The sequence below is a fragment of the Sphingomonas sp. AC449 genome (assembly GCF_979253475.1).
On sequence record NZ_CEEDCZ010000014.1, the window covers coordinates 41059 to 60041 of the forward strand.

Consider the following 18983-nt stretch of genomic DNA (forward strand, 5'->3'; position numbering starts at 1 on the left):
CTTTTTTTACAGTCGTGGCGAGGCTAACCGCGTGCGACCCAACCTTCAAGCTCGCGTGCAAGCAGCGCGCGCAGCATCGCAAGTCCCGCCGGCCCGTCGTTGAGGCACGGCAGATACGCAAAATGCGTCCCCCCGGCCTCCTCGAAGCTCTCGCGCCCGCGAATCGACAGCTCCTCGAGCGTCTCGAGGCAGTCCGCCGAAAAGCCCGGTGCGAAGATCGCGACCTTGGTCTTGCCCGCCTGTGCGAGCGCGACGAGCGTCTCGTCGGTCGCTGGCCCCAGCCATTTCTGCGGCCCGAACCGCGACTGGAACGCGATCGTCAGGTCGCGTCCGGTCTTCTCCGACAGCAGCCGCGCGGTCTTCTGGCAATGGCAGTGATAGGGATCGCCGAGCTGCAGCGTCCGCTTGGGCATCCCGTGAAAGCTCGCGACGATCGCGTCGGGGGTGAAGTCGAGCGCGGCGAGCGAGGTCTCGAGATCCTCGGCGAGCGCATCGATGTACAGCGAATCGTCATAATAAGGCGGCAGCGTCCGGATCGCGGGCTGCCAGCGCAGCCCCGCCAGATACGCAAACGCCTTGTCGTTCGCGGTCGCGGTCGTCGCCGCGCAATATTGCGGGTATAGCGGCGCGAGCAGGATGCGCTCGCATCCCGCCGCCTTCATCGCGGCGAGCCGGTCGGCGATCGCCGGATTTCCATAGCGCATCGCCCAGTCGACCAGCACCTCGGGCCCGAACGCGTCCTTGAGCGCGGTCGCCTGCAACCGCGTGATCGCGGCGAGCGGCGATCCGTCCTCGCGCCACACCTGGCCATAGGCGTGCGCCGATTTCTTGGGCCGCGTGTTGAGGATGATCCCGCGCAGGATCGGCTGCCATGCGATCGCGGGGATCTCGACCACGCGGCGATCCGACAGGAACTCGCCCAGATAGCGTTTGACCGACCGCGCGTCCGGGCCGTCGGGCGTGCCGAGGTTCATCAGCAGGACGCCGATCCGGGGCTTGGGGATGGCGGGATGATCGGGGGGCATAATCATGCCGATGGTCTTAAAGGCAAATTGCGGATGCGGAAGCCCGTTGCCGAGAATAGCGCGTTGGCGATCGCGGGGGCGACCGGCGGCACCGCCAGTTCGCCGACCCCGCCCGGTGCCTCGTCGCTGCGGATCAGCTCGACGGTGATGTCGGGCGTGTCCGCCAGCCGCGGCAGCGCGAGGTCGGCGAACCCGCGCGCGTCCGCGAGGTTGCGCGTGAACCCGGTCGCCGCGCCCAGCGCGGTCGCCATCCCGAAGATCAGCCCGCCCTCGATCTGCTGGCGGATCAGGTCGGGGTTGATGTGCGCGCCGCAATCGACCGCCGCGACGAGTCGCTCGACCACCGGCCGCCCGTCCGCGCCCGGATGCGCCTCCGCCATCACCGCGATGAAGCTCCCGCGAAAGGCATGGCAGGCGATCCCCTGCCCGCTGCCCGCGACCCCGCCGTCCCAGCCGCCCAGCGACGCCGCGGTCGACAGGCACCGCGCCAGCCGCGCGCCGCCGCCCAGCATGCCGATCCGGTACGACATCGGCTCGGTTCCCGCGACGCGCGCGAGCTCGTCGACGAACGATTCGGTGAAGAACGCGGTATAGCCATGCGCCCCGCCGCGCAGGTGCCCGGTCGGCACGCCGAGATCGGCGACGTGGTGGTCGATCGCATAGGCGGGGATCGCATAGGCCGGCAGCGCGCCGCCGACCGCATAGGCATCGCCGCGCGCCATCGCCGTCGCCGCGCGCGTCGTCGCGCCCGGCATGATCCGCCGCGCGAGCTCGGCGCCCGTCGCCGGCGCCGCGATCTGCGCGCGCCATGCCAGGATCCGGCCGTTGGGCGCGAGCCGCGCCGCCATCCGCGCCGCCGCCGCGGGGCGATAGCGGTCGTGCAGCAGGTCCTCGCCGCGCGACCAGACAAGGCTGACCGGGCGCTTGAGCGTGACCGCGAGCACCGCCGCCTGTTCCGCCGCGTCGTGCTCGAGCGCGGCGCCGAACGACCCGCCGACCGGCATCGGGTGCACCACGACCTGCGCCTCGGCGATCCCCGCCGCGCGCGCCGCCGCCGCGCGCGCGAGCCCCGGCGCCTGCGTCTGCACCCACAGTTCGAGCCGTCCGTCGCGGTACGACGCGGTCGCACTGCGCGTCTCGATCGCGGCATGCACGCCCAGCGCGACGCGGTACGCCGCGGTCACCACGCCCGCGCCGCGCAACGGCCCCGCGACGTCGCCCGCCTTCGCCATGCCGATCCCGGGCGCATCGAGCGCCGCGGTCAGCGCGCGGTCGATCGACGCGCTGTCGATCACCCCGCCGCGACCCGGCTCGAGCGCAGTCGCGAAACGCGGGTGCATCGCGTCGAGCGCACGCTGCGCCGCCCAGCCCGTGGTCGCGACCGCCGCGACCCAGCGCGGCGTCTCGACCACCTGCACGACGCCGCGGATCCGTTCGGCGGCGGCGCGGTCGACGCCGACCAGCCGGCTGTCGCCGACGGGGCCCTGCCGGATCGCGGCATGCACCATGTCCGCCAGCCGCACGTCGCCCGCGAAATTGGCCGATCCGTCGACCTTGGCGGGCGTATCGATCCGCGGCACCGACGTCCCGACCAGCCTGCCCGCGCCCTGCACCCCGAAGGCGAGCGGTTCGGGCAGCGTCTCGCGCGCGGCCTCCTCGGCGAGTGCGGCGAACCGGAGCTTTTGCGCGCCCGCGACGACGAAGCCCGCCTCGGTCCGGCACTGCGCCCAGTCCGCGTCCCAGCGCCGCGCCGCCGCCTTGCATAACAGCACGCGCGCCGCCGCGCCCGCGGTCCGGCACGCCTCCTCGAACATCCGGATCGTGCTCGACCCGCCGGTCAGCATCGGCGCCGGGCCCGCGACCGCATCGGGGATCGCGCCGAGCATCCCCTCGAACAGCGCGTTCAGCCCGACCGGATTGGCATAAAGCGGGTTCAGCGGCGCGGGCTCGACACCGACCGTCCGCCAGTCCGCGCCCAGCTCGTCGGCGACGATCTGCGCGAGCGCGGTATAGGCGCCCTGGCCATGCTCGGCCTGCGGTACCGCGACCGTGACATGCCCGTCGCTGCCGATCTTCAGCCACGCCCCGAACGCGGTCTCGCCGGGATTGGCGACGAGCGTCGGCGCATAGTCGCGCGGCCACAGCCCCCAGGCGACGACCAGCCCGATCCCCGCACCGCCCCCCGCCACGATCCCACGCCGACTGATCATCCCGCGCCCCTACCCCGTCTCCCCCCCGGGGTGAAGCCGCCACAACGCCCCTACGGCGACGCAGACGAACAGACCGCAATTCTGCCGGACCCTGGATCCTGACTTTCGTCAGGATGACGGAAGAAGGAGGCACCCCCGTCACCCCACACACCCCGTCATCCTGACGAAAGTCAGGATCCAGAGCCCCAAAACGCCACACCGCCGCACCCCCAAACCCCGCCCGCGCCCACCACCTCAGGCGAGCGCGCGATACCGTTCCCGGATCGTCACCTTGTCGATCTTCTCCGTCCCCAGCCGCGGCAGCGGCGCGTCCGCGATCCACACCCGCTGCGGCACCTTGAACGCCGCGATATGCTGGTGGAGGAACGCGCACAAATCGTCCGGCGTCAGCGTCTCGCCGTCGCGCAGCACGACCACCGCGCCCGGCACCTCGCCGAACCGCTCGTCCGCCAGCCCGAACACCGCCGCCTCCGCCACCGCGGGGTTCTCGTACAACGCCGCCTCGACCTCCTGGCACGAGATGTTCTCGCCGCCGCGGATGATGATGTCCTTCTTGCGGTCGACGATGAACAGATAGCCGTCCTCGTCGAGAAACCCGATATCGCCCGTCCGGAAATAGCCGTCCGCGGTGAACGCCGCCGCGGTCGCCTCGGGCCGGTTCCAGTAGCGGGTGAAGTTGCACACGCTGCGGATGCACACCTCGCCGCGCACCCCCGCGGGCTGCGCGCGCCCGTCATCGTCGAGGATCGCGAGATCGACCAGCGGCGCGCTCGCCCGCCCCGCCGAATTGGGCTTGGCGAGATAGTTGCTCCGCCAGTTGCCCGTCCCCACCGCGTTCGTCTCGGTCAGCCCATACCCGATCAGCGGCGCGCTTCCGCCCATCTCCTCGCCGAGCCGCCGGACATGCTCGACCGGCCGCGGCGCACCGCCCGCGGCGAAATCGGTCACCGTCGACAGGTCGTAGTTCGCGCGATCGGGATGGTTGAGGATCTCGAAGCTCATCAGCGGCACGCCGACGAAATAGGTCACGCCCTCCGCCGCGATCAGCCGCATCGCCTCGCGCGCATCCCATTTGGGCATCAGCACCAATTTGCGCCCCATCGCGAAGCTCTGCAGGAACACCGGCACCTCGCCCGTGATGTGGAACAGCGGGATCGTCAGCAGCGTGACCGGCTGGCCGACCGGCGGATTGCCCTGCACGGTCGCGATCCCGACCATCATCATCGCCTGGCCGAGATAGTTGAACACCGCCTGCACGATCGCGCGGTGCTCGCACACCGCGCCCTTCGATTGCCCCGTCGACCCGCTCGTGAACAGGATCGTCGCGTGATCGTCGGGCGCCAGCATCGGCAGCGCGGCCGCGTCATTGTCGTTGGCGAAGACCGCGGCAAGCGCGGTCGCCAGCGGCTGCGTATCGTCGATCTCGACCACCGGCGCGCTCAGCCCGGCGATCTGCGCGAGCCGCCTGACGCGCGGCGGGTCGGCGAACACCAGGCCGCAGTCGACGTCGCGGATCGCCGCCTCGAGCTCCTCCGACTGCCACCAGCCGTTGAGCAGCGTGGCGATCCCGCCCGCCATCACGATGCCCATGTACAGCACGATCCACGACGGCGAATTGCGCATCGCGATGCCGATCCGGTCGCCCTTCGCGACGCCGTGCGCCGTCACCAGCGCGCGCGCGACGCGCGTCGCCGCGGCATGCACCTCGCCGAACGTCAGCCGCTCGTCGCCCGCGACCAGGAACGTCAGATCGCGGTGCTCATTGGCATAATGCGCGAAATAATAGCTGAGCGCAGGCGGTGCCGCGGCGATCGTCGGCAGCGTGACCCCGAACCGCTCGACCGACCCGAGCGCGAGCGGCGCGCCCTCGGCGGTCAGCGCGGCCATCGTCGAATCCATCGCCGCATCCAGCTCGGTCCGCATATCGCTCTCCTACTTGGTCTTATCGTTGACCACCTTTATGCAGGCGCGAACGCACGGGGAAAAGCCTTTGATCTTGCCAACCATTACGGCTGCCGCCGGCAGCCATATCCGCTTCGAGGACCTGGGGCTCCACCCCGACGTCTTCTCGATCGGCTTCTTCACGCTGCGCTGGTACAGCCTCGCCTATATCGGCGGGATCCTGCTCGGCTGGTGGTATCTGCTGAAACTCCTCGCACAGCCCGGCGCACCGATGGCTAGGCGTCACGCCGACGACCTCGTCTTCTACGCGACGCTCGGCATCATCCTCGGCGGACGGCTCGGTTATGTGATCTTCTACGCGCCCGAGATGATCCTCCAGCCGCTGCGCATCCTCCGGCTCTGGGACGGCGGGATGTCGTTCCACGGCGGCGTGATCGGCGTGTCGCTCGGGCTGATCCTGTTCGCGCGCAAGCACCAGCTCAACTGGCTGCGCGTCCACGACTATATCGCCTGCTGCGTGCCGTTCGGGCTGTTCTTCGGGCGGCTCGCCAACTTCGTCAACGGCGAGCTCTGGGGCAAGCCGACCGACGTCGCCTGGGGCATCGTCTTCGCGCGCACCGTCCCCTTCGGCATGGTCGAGCCCGCCCGCCACCCGAGCCAGCTCTACGAGGCGGGGCTCGAAGGCCTCGCGCTGTTCGCCCTCCTCTGGTTCGCGTTCTGGAAGACCAAGGCGCGCTATGATCCGGGCAAGCTCGTCGGGCTGTTCGTGCTCGGCTACGGCGTCGCGCGCTTCACCGTCGAATTCTTCCGCGAACCCGATTCGCAGCTGCGCGCCTTCGCCGAGAAGACCGGGCTCCACATGGGCCAGTGGCTCTGCGTCCCGATGATCCTCGGCGGCCTCTTCCTGATCCTCACCGCCGCCAAACGTCGCGTCCGCGTCGAACCGATCGCCGGCACGCAGAGCGTCGCGTAACGGACTCCCCACCCTCACCCCACCCCGGCGAAGGCCGGGGCCCAATTGGGAAGGCCCAGGTGACGGGCGCACTGCCCCCGTCATCACCGTCCCCCGATTGGGCCCCGGCCTCCGCCGGGGAGGTAGAAAAGTACATGATGGCTGACACCACCCCCGACACCGCGCTCCCCGAACGCCTCGCCCGCGCGATCACGCTCGCGGGGCCCGTCCCCGTCGCGCAGTACATGGCCGCCGCCAACGCGCATTATTACGCGACCCGCGACCCGCTCGGCACCGCAGGCGACTTCACCACCGCGCCCGAGATCAGCCAGATGTTCGGCGAACTCCTCGGCCTGTGGTGCGCAGACCTCTGGGACCGCGCCGGCCGCCCCGACATCGCCTGGGTCGAGCTCGGCCCCGGCCGCGGCACGCTCGCCGCCGATGCCCTGCGCGCCATGGCGAAGGCCGGCCTGACGCCCCCCGTGCATTTCGTCGAGACCAGCCCCGCGCTCCGCACCGCGCAGGCCGAGCGCGTCCCCGCCGCGATTTGGCACGACGCGATCGACACGCTCCCGACCGATCGCCCGCTGATCGTCGTCGCGAACGAATTCTTCGACGCGCTGCCGATCCGCCAGTTGCTCAAACGCGAGGACGCCTGGCACGAACGCCTCGTCGCCGCGCAGGACCTGCTGTTCCTCCCGATCGCGGGCAAGCCGCTTCCCGACGCCGTCATCCCCGAGCCCTTCCGCGACGCGCCCGCCGGATCGATCCTCGAGACCGCCCCCGCCGCGGTCGGCATCGTCCGCGCGCTCGCCAAACGCCTCGTCGCGCAGGGCGGCGCGTTGCTCGCGGTCGACTACGGTTATGAAGGCCCCGCGATCGGCGACACGCTCCAGGCGGTCCGCGCGCACGCCTATGCCAATCCGTTCGAGGCACCGGGCGAGCACGACCTCACCGCGCATGTCGATTTCACCACGCTCGCCGCCGCCGCGCAGGCCGAGGGCGCGGTCGCCTGGGGCCCCGTCGCACAGCGCGACCTGCTCGGCGGTCTCGGCATCGACCCGCGCACCTCCGCGCTCGCCAGGGCCACCCCCGACCGCGCCGAGGCGCTCGCCGCCGACCGCCGCCGGCTGATGGACGACATGGGGACGCTGTTCAAAGCGCTCGCGATCACGTCGCCCGGCTGGCCCAACCCGGCCGCCTTCGCATGATCACCTACCGCGACGCGGTCCCCGCCGACGGCCCCGCGCTCGCCGCGATGGCGCGCGCGTCGTTCACCGAGACGTTCGGCCCGCTCTACCGTCTGCAGGATCTCGCCGCCTTCCTCGACCAGGCGTTCGGTCCGCTGGGGCTCCCCGCACAGATCGGCGCCCCCGGCTTCCGCATCCACGTTGCGCTCGACGAGGGCGCGATCGTCGGGTTCGCCAAGACCGGCCCCGTCGCCTTCCCCGGCGACTGGCCCGCCACCGCGGTCGAGCTCTACCAGCTCTATGTCCGCGCCGACCAGCACGGCGCCGGCGTCGGCCCCGCGCTGATGGACTGGGCGCTCGCCACCGCGCGCGCCGAGGCGCGGACCGAGATGATCCTCAGCGTCTATGTCGACAACCACCGCGCGCACCGCTTCTACCAGCGCTACGGCTTCACCGAGATCGGCCGCTACGTCTTCATGGTCGGTGAAAAAGCCGACGACGACCGCATCATGCGCCTGGCGCTGTGACGCGCCACTTGCCGAACCCCACCCCGGCGAAGGCCGGGGCCCAAGTGGAACGTCCCAGCTAATGAAGCACCGCCCCCCGTTACACCCGTCCCCCAATTGGGCCCCGGCCTTCGCCGGGGTGGTGCTCGACGACAGACAGGACTCACGCGTATGACCCCCACCCCCATCCGCGCAAAATCGCTCGGCGCGATCCCCCACGGCTTCCTCACCCGCACCGGCGGCATCTCGACCGGCGCTTACGCCAGCCTCAACACCGGCACCGGCTCCGACGATTCCCCCGCAGCGATCGCCGAGAACCGCCGCCGCGCGACCGACGCCGTCCTCCCCGGCGCACAGCTTATCGGCCTCTACCAGATCCACTCCGCCGAGGCGGTGACGATCACCGCCCCCGTCGACGACGCCGTCCGCCCGCGCGCCGACGCGCTCGTCACCGACCGCCCCGGGCTCGCGCTCGGCATCCTCACCGCGGACTGCGCGCCCGTCCTGTTCGCCGACAGCGAGGCGGGGATCGTCGGCGCCGCGCATGCCGGCTGGCAGGGCGCACTCGGCGGCGTCACCGACGCGACCCTGCTCGCGATGGAGGCGATCGGCGCGCGCCGCGACCGGATCGTCGCCGCGGTCGGCCCGTGCATCGCGCGCGCCAGCTATGAGGTCGACACCGGCTTCCTCCGCCGCTTCTGCGAGGCCGATCCCGAGAACGAACGCTTCTTCGCGGATGCCCGCACCGACCATTACCAGTTCGATCTCGAGGCCTATGTCGTCAATCGCCTCGCCGCCGCGGGGGTCGACCGGGTCGAGGCGCTCGGCCGCGACACCTACACCGAAGACGACGCCTTCTTCAGCTATCGCCGTGCGACCCATCGCGGCGAACCCACTTATGGTCGCCAGATCAGTATCATCGGCCTCTGACGCCTCCCCAAACCGGCTGCGCATCGCTAGGCTCGCCGCATCGGCCCGCACCAGACGGGCCACGCAGGAGCTAAGAATGTCCGATACGCCCAGTGAAATCCCCGCCGCGACTGCCGCCGGCACCGAAGCCGACCTGACCGGTGTCGCCGCGCGCGTCGCCCCCAAGCCGCACGTCGAGGAAATCGGCGGCCGCAAGCTGAAGCCCTCGACGCTGATGATGGGCCATGGTTACGACCCGTCGCTGTCCGAAGGGTCGCTCAAGCCCCCGATCTTCCTCACCTCGACCTTCGTCTTCCCCAACGCCGCCGCGGGCAAGCGCCATTTCGAGGGCGTCACCGGCAAGCGTCCGGGCGGTGCCGAGGGCCTCGTCTATTCGCGCTTCAACGGCCCCAACCAGGAGATCCTCGAGGATCGCCTCGGCGTCTGGGAAGAGGCGGAGGACGCGCTCGCCTTCTCGTCCGGCATGTCCGCGATCGCCACGCTCTTCCTCGCGATGGTCAAGCCCGGCGACACGATCGTCCATTCGGGGCCGCTTTATGCCGCGACCGAGACGCTGATCGGCCGCGTGCTCGGCAAGTTCGGGGTCAAGTGGCTCGACTTCCCCGCGGGCGCCACGCGCGAGGAGATCGACGCGGTGATGACCGAGGCCGCGACCGGCAATGTCGCGCTCATCTATCTCGAAAGCCCCGCCAACCCGACCAACGCGCTGGTCGATGTCGAGGCGGTCGCCGCCAGCCGCGACGCGATCTTCGGTGACGAAAAGCCGCCGATCGCGATCGACAACACCTTCCTCGGACCGCTCTGGTTCCAGCCGCTCAAGCACGGTGCGGACATCGTCGTCTATTCGCTGACCAAATATGTCGGCGGCCATTCGGATCTCGTCGCGGGCGGCGTGCTCGGCACCAAGGCGCACATCAACACGATCCGGACGATGCGCAACACGATCGGCACGATCACCGATCCCAACACCGCATGGATGCTGCTGCGCAGTCTCGAGACGCTCGAGCTCCGCATGAGCCGCGCGGGCGAGAACGCCGCCAAGGTCTGCGCCTATCTGCGGCATCACCCCAAGGTCGAGCGCGTCGGCTATCTCGGCTTCCTCGCCGACGAACCCGGCGCCGAGCGTCAGGCCGACATCTATCGCCGCCACTGCACCGGCGGCGGCTCGACCTTCTCGCTCTACCTGAAAGGCGGCGAGCGCGAGAGCTTCGCCTTCCTCGACGCGCTCAAGATCGCGAAACTCGCGGTCTCGCTCGGCGGCACCGAAACGCTCGCCAGCCACCCCGCCGGCATGACGCACCTCTCGGTCCCCGACGCACGCAAGCAGGCGCTCGGCATCACCGACAACCTGGTGCGCATCTCGATCGGCGTCGAGGATGCCGACGACCTGATCGCCGACTTCACGCAAGCCCTCGAAGCGATCTGACCAACCGGGCGCCCGCTAACAAAGAGGGCGCCCCCCCCTTCCCGTCATCCTGACGAAAGTCAGGACCCAGAGCCCAGCAGCGCCGCCCCCTCCGAACCCGAACCCGAACACCGGCTGGCCCCAGCGCCCCCCACCCGTTAAAGCGCAACGGATGCCGATCTTCACCCCCATCCCGCAGGACGACTTCGTCGCCGCGATCCACGTCCTCGCCGCCCAGCTGCGCGCGGACGCCGACTGGACTCCCGATTTCATCATCGGCATCGGCCGCGGCGGTCTCGTCCCCGCGGTGTTCCTCAGTCACGCGATCGGCCTCCCGACGCTCTCGGTCGACTATTCGAGCCAGGTCGAGGATTTCGCCGACCAGCCGCTCGTCAAGCTCGCCGCGCGCACCCAGTCGGGCGAACGCCTGCTCTTCCTCGACGACATCAACGATTCCGGCCGCACGATCACCCATCTGCGCACCGCGCTCGCCGCCGCGGGTGCGACCCCCGGCGCGATCCGCTTCGCGACGTTGATCGACAATCTCAGCTCCGCCGAGCGCATCGACTACACCGCGCGCACGATCGACCGCCGCGACACCAAGGACTGGTTCGTCTTCCCCTGGGAAGCCGTCGCCCCCACCGCCACGATCGAACACGACGCCGCCGAAGTCCCCGACCGCATCGCCTGACGCCCAGCACCCCTTCTCGTCATCCTGACGAAAGTCAGGACCCAAGGTCACAAGCGTCGCGCTTCACGGCTCTGGATCCCGACTTTCGTCAGGATGACGGAGGAGGGGTCAGGCAGGGCAGGCGCGAAAAACACGAGCGTCGGCCACCCGCAGCCCGGAAGCGGCAAGCCGCCACGCCCCCACCACCCCGTCATCCTGACGAAAGTCAGGATCCAGGGTTACGAGCGCCGCACGCCGTGGCTCTGGGTCCCAACGTTCGTCAGGATGACGGAGGAAAGAGCCTCACCCATCACTCGCCCGCTCGATATCCGCACCGACCGCGCTCAGTTTCTCCTCGAGCCGCTCATACCCCCGGTCGAGATGGTAGACCCGCCCGACCGACGTCTCCCCGTCCGCCGCGAGCCCCGCCAAGATCAGGCTCATCGACGCGCGCAGGTCGGTCGCCATCACCGGCGCGCCCACCAGCTTGTCGACGCCGCGCACCACCGCGGTGCGCCCGCGCACCTGGATGTCCGCGCCCATCCGCGCCAGCTCGGGCACGTGCATGTAGCGGTTCTCGAAGATCGTCTCGGTCAGCACGCTCGCGCCGTCGGCCTTGCACAGCATCGCCATGAACTGCGCCTGCATGTCGGTCGCAAAGCCGGGATAGGGCGCGGTCGACAGCGTCAGCGGCTGGAGCGGTCCGGTCGCGGCGATGCGGACGCCGTCGCGCGTCGGCGTCACGGTCACGCCCGCCTCGACCAGCGCGTCGAGCGTCGCGCCCATGTCCGCCTGGCTCACCCCGACCAGCTCGAGGTCGCCGCCGGTGATCGCCGCCGCACAGGCATAGCTGCCCGCCTCGATCCGGTCGGGCATCACCTTGTAGGTCGCGCCGTGCAGCCGGTCGACGCCCTCGATCTCGAGCGTCTCGGTCCCGATCCCGCTGATCCGCGCGCCCATCGCGACGAGGCAGTTGCACAGGTCGACGATCTCGGGCTCGCGCGCCGCATTCTCGATTCGCGACGATCCCTTCGCGAGCACCGCCGCCATCACGACATTCTCGGTCGCGCCGACCGACACGATCGGGAAGCGATACCGCCCGCCCGTCAGCCGTCCGCCGGGCGCGGTCGCCTTCACATAGCCCGCCGCCATTTCGAGCTCGGCGCCGATCGCCTCGAGCGCGCGCAGGTGCAGGTCGATCGGCCGGTTGCCGATCGCGCAGCCGCCGGGCAGCGACACCGTCGCCTCGCCGCTGCGCCCGAGCAGCGGCCCGAGCACGAGGATCGACGCGCGCATCTTGCGCACGATGTCGTACGGCGCCTCGGTCGAGGTCAGTTTCCCGGCGCGGATCGTCATCACGCGGCCGAACTCGTCGGGGCGCGTCCCCTCGATCGCGGTCGACGCGCCGAGCTGGTTGAGCAGATGCCCGAACCCGTCGACATCGGCGAGCCGCGGCAGGTTGCGCAGCGTCAGCGGCTCGTCGGTCAGCAGCGCGCACGGCATCAGCGTGAGCGCGGCGTTCTTCGCGCCGGAGATGGGCAGGCGCCCGGTCAGGCGATTGCCGCCGCGGATGAGAATACGGTCCATGTCCGGCTGTCTATCGACCCGCACGATCCGCGCAAGCCACCCGTCGTCCGGCGATACGACGTGGCGGGGCACGCGCGGGGCAAAGTCGCCGCGCAGGCCGCAGCGGGGGCCGCCGCACGAGCCGCCGCGAGCGGCCCGCTACCGTGCTCACACGCGACCGCATCCGCCGCAGACCCGAGGCCCCGCCCGCCTTGTAAGGAATACATGCGCGTTCCTGCGGCTGCTACCGCTAACGTGGCACGGCCAGGCAGGCGGCTTGATCGACTTTAATGCACGAAAACCAAGTGTTTGCTCTGGTCTTCCTCTGGAACGGGGGACCTTGCCGAGTGCCGCATAGCTGCTTCGCCGAACGTTTCGGCGATCTTATTGACCTGACGGCGAGCGAAACGGCGGCCCTGGTGCGCCTCGAGGAGCGTTCCCGCGACCTGCGTCGCGACACGATCCTGCTCCGCGAGCACGACCCGATGTCCGAACTCTTCATCCTCCAGCGCGGCATGGCGATGAGCTATGTCCTGCTCGACGACGGCAGCCGCCAGATCCTGCGCTTCCTCTTTCCCGGCGACATGCTCGCGGTGTCGGCCCTGGTCTATCGCGACTCCCCCGAGACGATCGTCGCGATGACCGACGTCACCGTCTGCCCGTTCGACCGCACGCTGATGGCGACCTTGCTGATCGAGCATCCGCGACTGGCCGCGGTGATCATGGTGATCAACCAGATGGAGAAGGTCGCGCTCACCGACCGGCTCGCGGCGCTCGGCCGGACCTCGGCGAAGGCGCGCGTCGCCGCGCTGCTGCTCGAGATCCGCAACCGCGTCCGCCACACGCAGCAGGCGAGCGCTACCAGCTTCATCCAGCCGCTGACGCAGGAGGAGATCGGCGACGCGACCGGGCTGACCGCGGTGCACGTCAACCGGATGCTGCGCCAGCTCGAGGAGGACGGCATGATCGCACGCGGTCAGGGCCGGATGACCTTCACCGACGAAAGCGCACTCGCGCGCGAGGCGAACTACATCAACCGGTTCGACGGTCTCGACCTCAGATGGCTGCCCGCCGCACGCTAGGCCATCCGGTCATTTGTCGGGTCGGCAGGGCCTGACGCTCCACCGGAGCCGGGTCATGCCTTTTCGAGCGTGCACTGCAGCGGGTGCTGGTTCTGCTGCGCGAAATCCATCACCTGGCTGACCTTGGTCTCGGCGACCTCGTAGGTGAACGTCCCGCACACGCCGACGCCCTTCTGGTGGACGTGCAGCATGACGCGCGTCGCTGCCTCCATGTCCATCCGGAAGAACCGCTGGAGGCACAGCACGACGAATTCCATCGGCGTATAATCGTCGTTGAGCATCAGCACGCGGTACGGCGTCGGCTGCTTGGTCCGCGACCGCGTCTTGGTCGCGACACCGATGCCGCTGTCTCCGCCGTTACCACGCCCGCCATCGGTATCGTCGGGGCGGTCGTCGCCCCCTTCAGCCACGGATTCGGCCATGGTCGGAACCAGTCTGTTGGGGTGTGAAAGCATCATCGGAAAATATGGCAGTTGGATAGCGAAGGACAAGCCCCCCTGACGACATGGACGACATGCCCGTGTCCCGCCGTCGCAACGCGCACCGGTCGACCTGCGCGCGCGGCACAACAAGCGATGCCCGTGTCGCGCCTACGCCCCCAAAACGAAACAGGGGGACGATTCGCCCCCCTGCCCCGCTGGGTCCCGTCACCATCGTCACGCGCGTCGTACATCGACGCGCAGGACGCTCAGGCCGACAGCTTCAGCTTGTTGGTCGCGACCGCGACGCGGTTCGAGATCGGCTGCGTGATCTCGCCCATCATCTTCATCATCATTTCGGTCGAGCGCGCGCTGTCCGCGATCATCGTGTCGAACGCGGTGCGCGCATAGTCGCTCTGCAGCTTCATGAACTCGGTCGGCGACTTGGCGGTGGCGAGCGTCTTCATCGCGTCGGTCGCGCTCTCGAACGAGGTCTTGGCATAGGCCGCGACGTCATGGCCCAGCGTCTCGACGCTCTTGGCGGCGAGCTTCGACGATTCGACGACGGCTTCGATATTGCCCTTGTTGAACGCGGAGACGTCCTCGAACATCGCGGCGCCCTTTTCCATCGCACCCTTGGCGCGGTCGTTCAGGTCGGAGAACAGCGCCTGCGCCTTGTCGGCGGGGTTCTTCTCGGCAGAGATCGTGTCGAAGCTCATCGTGACGTCCTTTCCTGGTGAAACCGCCAGTGGGGCGGCGGGTAGCGAAGGTAAAACGGGTGCCGGCTCGGGCGGCGCAGCGGGCTGCGCGTCAACCGCGGGTTCGGCCGAGACCGCGGCCGCGACATCCACCGGTGCCGGTGAAGCGGCCGGCGGCGTTACAACGGGCGGGGCAGTCGCTGACGTCGCGGCGGGCGGCGCTGCCGGAACGCTGCTGGACGTCTTGGACACCGGACTCGCTGCGAGCGCTGCTGGCGGCGCGACAGGCGCGGCCTTGCGCGCGAGCACCGCCGGTATGGCCGGTGGGGCGACGGGTGCCGGGACCGCCGCAGCGACATCGCTCGCAGCGGACCGGACCTTGCGCGCGCCGCGCTTTCCAGCGGCGGTACGCGCGTTCGACGACACGGATTTCGGCTCGGCCATTGCAAACTCTCCGCACTATTATGCTGCGTTGCAGAATAGTCCGAATCACCCGTCGCCGCAAGCTTTTTGTGCAGTGCAGCATTTGTACAAAGTTAAACGGCCACAATCTGATACAGGTTAATTATCGCATCCGGACATAGTCCCCCGGTGCGTCGCCCAGCGCCGCCAGCGCGCCGCCGCCGGGGATCCGCGCGCCCGTCGCCGCGACCCGCTTCGCGCCCTCGGGCCCTGCCTGTTCGCCGAGCCATGCGACCCAGTCGGGCCACCAGCTCCCCTTGGTCTCGACCGCGCCCGCGATGAAGTCCGCGAGCGATTCGACCGCCGCCGGGTTCGTCCAATACTGATATTTCCCCGCCGCGGGCGGATTGACGACGCCCGCGATATGCCCCGACCCCGCCAGCACGAACTTGACCGGCCCCGCGAACAGCCCGGTCAGCTTCCACACGCTCTCGGCGGGCGCGATATGATCCTCGCGCCCCGCCTGGACATAGCTCGGCGTCGTCACGCGCCCGAGGTCGACGGGCGTCCCGTCGACGCTGATCGCGCCGGGCTTCACGAGCAGATTGTCGCGGTACAGGTCGGTCAGATACGCGCTGTGCCATTTCGCGGGCAGGTTGGTCGTGTCGCCGTTCCAGTGGAGCAGGTCGAACGGGACATAGTCCTTGCCGAGCAGGTAATTGTTGGTGACATAATTCCAGATCAGGTCGCGCCCGCGCAGCAGGTTGAACGTCGCCGCCATATAGCGCCCGTCGAGAAACCCCTCGGGCGACAGCGTGGCGAGCAGTCCGATCTGCTCGTCGTCGACGAAATGCTGCAGCTCGCCCGCATCGGCGAAATCGACCTGCGCGGTGAAGAACGTCGCGCTGGCGACGCGGTCCGCCTGCCCGCGCGCGCTCAGCACCGCGAGCGTCGCGGCGAGCGTCGTCCCCGCGACGCAATAGCCGATCGTGTGCACCGCGGGCACGTCGAGCAGGCCGCGCACCGTCTCGATCGCGTCGATCTGCGCGGCGACGTAATCGTCCCAGACCACGTCCTTCATGCTCGCGTCGGCGGATTTCCACGACACCATGAACACGCTCAGCCCCTGCTCGACCGCCCAGCGGATGAAGCTCTTCTCGGGCGTGAGGTCGAGGATGTAGAACCGGTTGATCCACGGCGGAAAGATCACCAGCGGCGTCGCCTGCACCTGGTCGGTGGTCGGCGCATAGTGGATCAGCTCGTACAGCGGCGTGCGGTGGACGACCTTGCCGGGCGTCATGGCGAGGTTGCGGCCCAGCTCGAAACTGCCTTGCGCGGTGTGAGTCAGCTGCCCGCGGCCGATGTCCGCCATCATGTTCTGCAGCCCCTGCAGCAGGTTCTCGCCGCGCGTCTCGATCGTCCGCTCGATCACCTCGGGGTTGGTGAACGCGAAGTTGGTCGGGCTCATCGCATCGACGAAGCCGCGCGTCGCAAAGCGCAGCTGCTCCTTCTGCTTGGGCTCGAGCCCCTCGACCGCGTCGACGCTGCGCAGCATGTGATCGCCGATCGTCTCGTAGCTGCGCCGGATCAGGTCGAACACGGGCTCGCGCCACTGCGGCGCCTTGAACCGCTTGTCGCCCGGCGCGGGCTTGCCGTCCCCCGCGCCGGGCGCAGCACTCCGCGCCGACGGGTCGAGCGCCTGCTGCCAGAAGGCAAAGCCGTCGCGCCAGAAATCGCGCACCCGCCCCAGCGTCGCCGGATCGTTGAACCCCGGCACCACCATCGTCTCGGGGACGATCCCCTCGAGCGGCGTCGTGATCGCGTCGAGCCCCTGCTCGAGCATCATCTGCTGCGCGCGCCCCATCACCCAGGTCCAGTGCTGCAGCTCGGCCAGCGTCGGTGCGGCGATCCCCGGCGGCGTCTCGGACATGGGCAAACTCTCCTTTTCCCAAGCCTATCCCACTCCCCCCCCCAGCGAAAGCACCCCGTCACCCGGTCCTCCCGTCCTCCCGTCCTCCCGTCCTCCCAGGTCAAGCCCGGGACGGGGGGGAGAGCCGCCCCACCCCCACCGTCATCCTGACGAAAGTCAGGACCCAGAGCCAAGCAGCACCACCGCCTGCAACCCTGGATCCCGGGTCAAGCCCGGGATGACGGGGAGAGGAGAGCCGCCCCCACCCCACCCCGTCATCCTGACGAAAGTCAGGATCCAGAGCCAAACAGCACCACCCCCTGCAACTCTGGATCCTGACCTTCGTCAGGATGACGCCGAAGAAACGTCAGGATGACGACGAAGGATTGTCACGATGACGACGAAGAACCGTCACGATGACGACGGAAAATCGCACGCACGCGGCGGATGACGGCCCCCGCCGCATACGGTACAGCGGCGCTTCCTCCAGCTGGGGTCCGTCATGTCCGAAGACTTCTACCGCATCAAACGCCTGCCACCCTATGTCATCGCCGAAGTGAACGCGATGCGGGCGGCGGCGCGCGCGGGCGGCGAGGACATCATCGACCTCGGCATGGGCAATCCCGACCTGCCGCCCCCCGAGCACGTCATCGAAAAGCTCGTCGAGGTCGCACGCAAGCCAAGCGCGCACGGCTATTCGCAGTCGAAGGGCATCCCCGGCCTCCGCAAGGCGCAGGCGAATTACTACGGCCGCCGCTTCGGCGTCGACGTCGATCCCGAGACCGAGGTCGTCGTCACGATGGGCTCGAAGGAGGGGCTCGCCAGCCTCGCCACCGCGATCACCGCGCCCGGCGACGTCGTGCTTGCGCCCAACCCGTCCTATCCGATCCACACCTTCGGCTTCATCATCGCCGGCGCGACGATCCGCGCGGTGCCGACCACCCCCGACGAGGCCTATTTCGAAAGCCTCGAGCGCGCGATGGCGTTCACCGTGCCGCGCCCGAGCGTGCTCGTGATGGGCTATCCCTCCAACCCGACCGCCGAAGTCGTCGACCTCGCCTTCTACGAACGCGTCGTCGCGTTCGCCAAGAAGCACGAGCTCTGGGTGATCTCCGACCTCGCCTATTCCGAGCTCTATTACGACGGCAAGCCGACCCCCTCGATCCTCCAGGTGCCCGGCGCCAAGGACGTCGCGATCGAGTTCACCTCGCTCAGCAAGACCTATTCGATGGCGGGCTGGCGGATGGGGTTCGGCGTCGGCAACAAGACGCTGATCGCGGCAATGACGCGCGTGAAGAGCTATCTCGACTACGGCGCGTTCACGCCGATCCAGGCCGCCGCCTGCGCCGCGCTCAACGGCCCGCAGGACATCGTCGCGCGCAACCGCGAGCTCTATCACAAGCGCCGCGACGTGCTCGTCGAGAGCTTCGGCCGCGCGGGCTGGGACATTCCCTCGCCGCGCGCCTCGATGTTCGCCTGGGCGCCGCTCCCGCCCGCGCTCGCGCATCTGGGCAGCCTCGAATTCACCAAGCAGCTCCTCACGCACGCGCACGTCGCGGTCGCGCCGGGCGTCGGTTACGGCGAGAATGGCGAGGGCTATGTCCGCATCGCGATGGTCGAGAACGAGCAACGCCTCCGCCAGGCCGCACGCAACGTGAAACGCTATCTCCAGAGCATGGGCGTCAACACCCCCGCCCAAGGCACCGGCTGACCCGCCACCCGCTGCTCTGGATCCTGGATCAAGTCCAGGATGACGAGGGGAGAGCGACACCCCCACCCCGTCATCCTGACGAAAGTCAGGACCCAGAGCCAAGCAGCACCACCCCCCGCCACCCTGGATCCTGGATCAAGCCCAGGATGACGACGTGGAGAACGACACCCCCACCCCGTCATCCTGACGAAAGTCAGGATCCAGAGCCAAGCAGCGCCGCCGCCCGCCGCCCTGGATCCTGGATCAAGTCCAGGATGACGGCGGGGAGAACGACACCCCCACCCCGTCATCCTGACGAAAGTCAGGATCCAGAGCCAAGCAGCGCCACCGCCCGCCACTCTGGATCCCAGGTCAAGCCCGGGATGACGAGGGGAGAGCGACACCCCCACCCCGTCATCCTGACGAA

At 69.3% G+C, this 18983-nt stretch carries 15 protein-coding genes; 8 read left to right on the forward strand and 7 right to left on the reverse strand.

Going from position 1 to position 18983, the window contains the following annotated elements:
- Positions 1-23: 23 nt before the first annotated feature.
- The 3 genes from hemH to AC0CH3_RS16580 all read right to left on the reverse strand — a co-directional run bounded on the left by hemH (position 24) and on the right by AC0CH3_RS16580 (position 5158).
- Positions 24-1031, reverse strand: coding sequence for a ferrochelatase (gene hemH / locus AC0CH3_RS16570; protein ID WP_056017676.1), 1008 nt, complete (start codon positions 1029-1031; stop codon positions 24-26).
- Positions 1028-3235 carry a xanthine dehydrogenase family protein molybdopterin-binding subunit gene (locus AC0CH3_RS16575; protein ID WP_354301087.1) on the reverse strand — a complete coding sequence of 736 codons (2208 nt, stop codon included), beginning with the start codon at positions 3233-3235 and terminating at the stop codon, positions 1028-1030. The genes hemH and AC0CH3_RS16575 overlap by 4 nt, the downstream gene beginning before the upstream one ends.
- 234 nt (positions 3236-3469) lie before the next feature.
- Positions 3470-5158, reverse strand: a complete 1689-nt coding sequence (locus AC0CH3_RS16580; RefSeq protein WP_465238082.1) for a class I adenylate-forming enzyme family protein — start codon at positions 5156-5158, stop codon at positions 3470-3472.
- A gap of 67 nt (positions 5159-5225) precedes the next feature.
- Here AC0CH3_RS16580 and lgt point away from each other — a divergent pair, with 67 nt between their 5' ends.
- The 6 genes from lgt to AC0CH3_RS16610 all read left to right on the forward strand — a co-directional run bounded on the left by lgt (position 5226) and on the right by AC0CH3_RS16610 (position 10811).
- Positions 5226-6110 (forward strand): prolipoprotein diacylglyceryl transferase, encoded by an 885-nt coding sequence (gene lgt / locus AC0CH3_RS16585; protein WP_457325031.1) that lies wholly within the window; start codon positions 5226-5228, stop codon positions 6108-6110.
- Between the two features lie 137 nt (positions 6111-6247).
- Positions 6248-7300, forward strand: coding sequence for a class I SAM-dependent methyltransferase (locus tag AC0CH3_RS16590; RefSeq protein ID WP_465238083.1), 1053 nt, complete (start codon positions 6248-6250; stop codon positions 7298-7300).
- Positions 7297-7806, forward strand: a complete 510-nt coding sequence (locus tag AC0CH3_RS16595) for a GNAT family N-acetyltransferase (protein WP_354301081.1) — start codon at positions 7297-7299, stop codon at positions 7804-7806. Before AC0CH3_RS16590 ends, AC0CH3_RS16595 begins: the two co-directional genes overlap by 4 nt.
- 150 nt (positions 7807-7956) lie before the next feature.
- Positions 7957-8715 carry a peptidoglycan editing factor PgeF gene (pgeF, locus tag AC0CH3_RS16600; protein ID WP_354301079.1) on the forward strand — a complete coding sequence of 253 codons (759 nt, stop codon included), beginning with the start codon at positions 7957-7959 and terminating at the stop codon, positions 8713-8715.
- Positions 8716-8791: 76 nt separating this feature from the next.
- Positions 8792-10141 carry a cystathionine gamma-synthase family protein gene (locus AC0CH3_RS16605; RefSeq protein ID WP_056017694.1) on the forward strand — a complete coding sequence of 450 codons (1350 nt, stop codon included), beginning with the start codon at positions 8792-8794 and terminating at the stop codon, positions 10139-10141.
- 151 nt (positions 10142-10292) lie between these two features.
- The gene (locus AC0CH3_RS16610) at positions 10293-10811 is read left to right on the forward strand and encodes a phosphoribosyltransferase (RefSeq protein WP_354301077.1); all 519 of its coding nucleotides are present in this window, start codon (positions 10293-10295) and stop codon (positions 10809-10811) included.
- A 282-nt stretch (positions 10812-11093) separates the two neighbouring features.
- Here AC0CH3_RS16610 and murA read toward each other — a convergent pair whose 3' ends face one another.
- Positions 11094-12377, reverse strand: coding sequence for a UDP-N-acetylglucosamine 1-carboxyvinyltransferase (gene murA / locus AC0CH3_RS16615; protein ID WP_465238084.1), 1284 nt, complete (start codon positions 12375-12377; stop codon positions 11094-11096).
- A gap of 326 nt (positions 12378-12703) precedes the next feature.
- Here murA and AC0CH3_RS16620 point away from each other — a divergent pair, with 326 nt between their 5' ends.
- Positions 12704-13438, forward strand: coding sequence for a Crp/Fnr family transcriptional regulator (locus AC0CH3_RS16620; RefSeq protein WP_354301073.1), 735 nt, complete (start codon positions 12704-12706; stop codon positions 13436-13438).
- A 53-nt stretch (positions 13439-13491) separates the two neighbouring features.
- On the opposite strand, the gene clpS is transcribed toward AC0CH3_RS16620, so the two are convergent.
- The 3 genes from clpS to AC0CH3_RS16635 all read right to left on the reverse strand — a co-directional run bounded on the left by clpS (position 13492) and on the right by AC0CH3_RS16635 (position 16887).
- The gene (gene clpS, locus AC0CH3_RS16625; protein ID WP_354301071.1) at positions 13492-13860 is read right to left on the reverse strand and encodes an ATP-dependent Clp protease adapter ClpS; all 369 of its coding nucleotides are present in this window, start codon (positions 13858-13860) and stop codon (positions 13492-13494) included.
- 266 nt (positions 13861-14126) lie between these two features.
- Positions 14127-14999 (reverse strand): phasin family protein, encoded by an 873-nt coding sequence (locus tag AC0CH3_RS16630; protein WP_465238085.1) that lies wholly within the window; start codon positions 14997-14999, stop codon positions 14127-14129.
- A gap of 121 nt (positions 15000-15120) precedes the next feature.
- Positions 15121-16887 (reverse strand): PHA/PHB synthase family protein, encoded by a 1767-nt coding sequence (locus tag AC0CH3_RS16635; protein WP_354301067.1) that lies wholly within the window; start codon positions 16885-16887, stop codon positions 15121-15123.
- A 481-nt stretch (positions 16888-17368) separates the two neighbouring features.
- On the opposite strand from AC0CH3_RS16635, the gene AC0CH3_RS16640 reads away from it, so the two are divergent.
- Positions 17369-18577, forward strand: a complete 1209-nt coding sequence (locus AC0CH3_RS16640) for an LL-diaminopimelate aminotransferase (RefSeq protein ID WP_056017712.1) — start codon at positions 17369-17371, stop codon at positions 18575-18577.
- Positions 18578-18983: the final 406 nt, after the last annotated feature.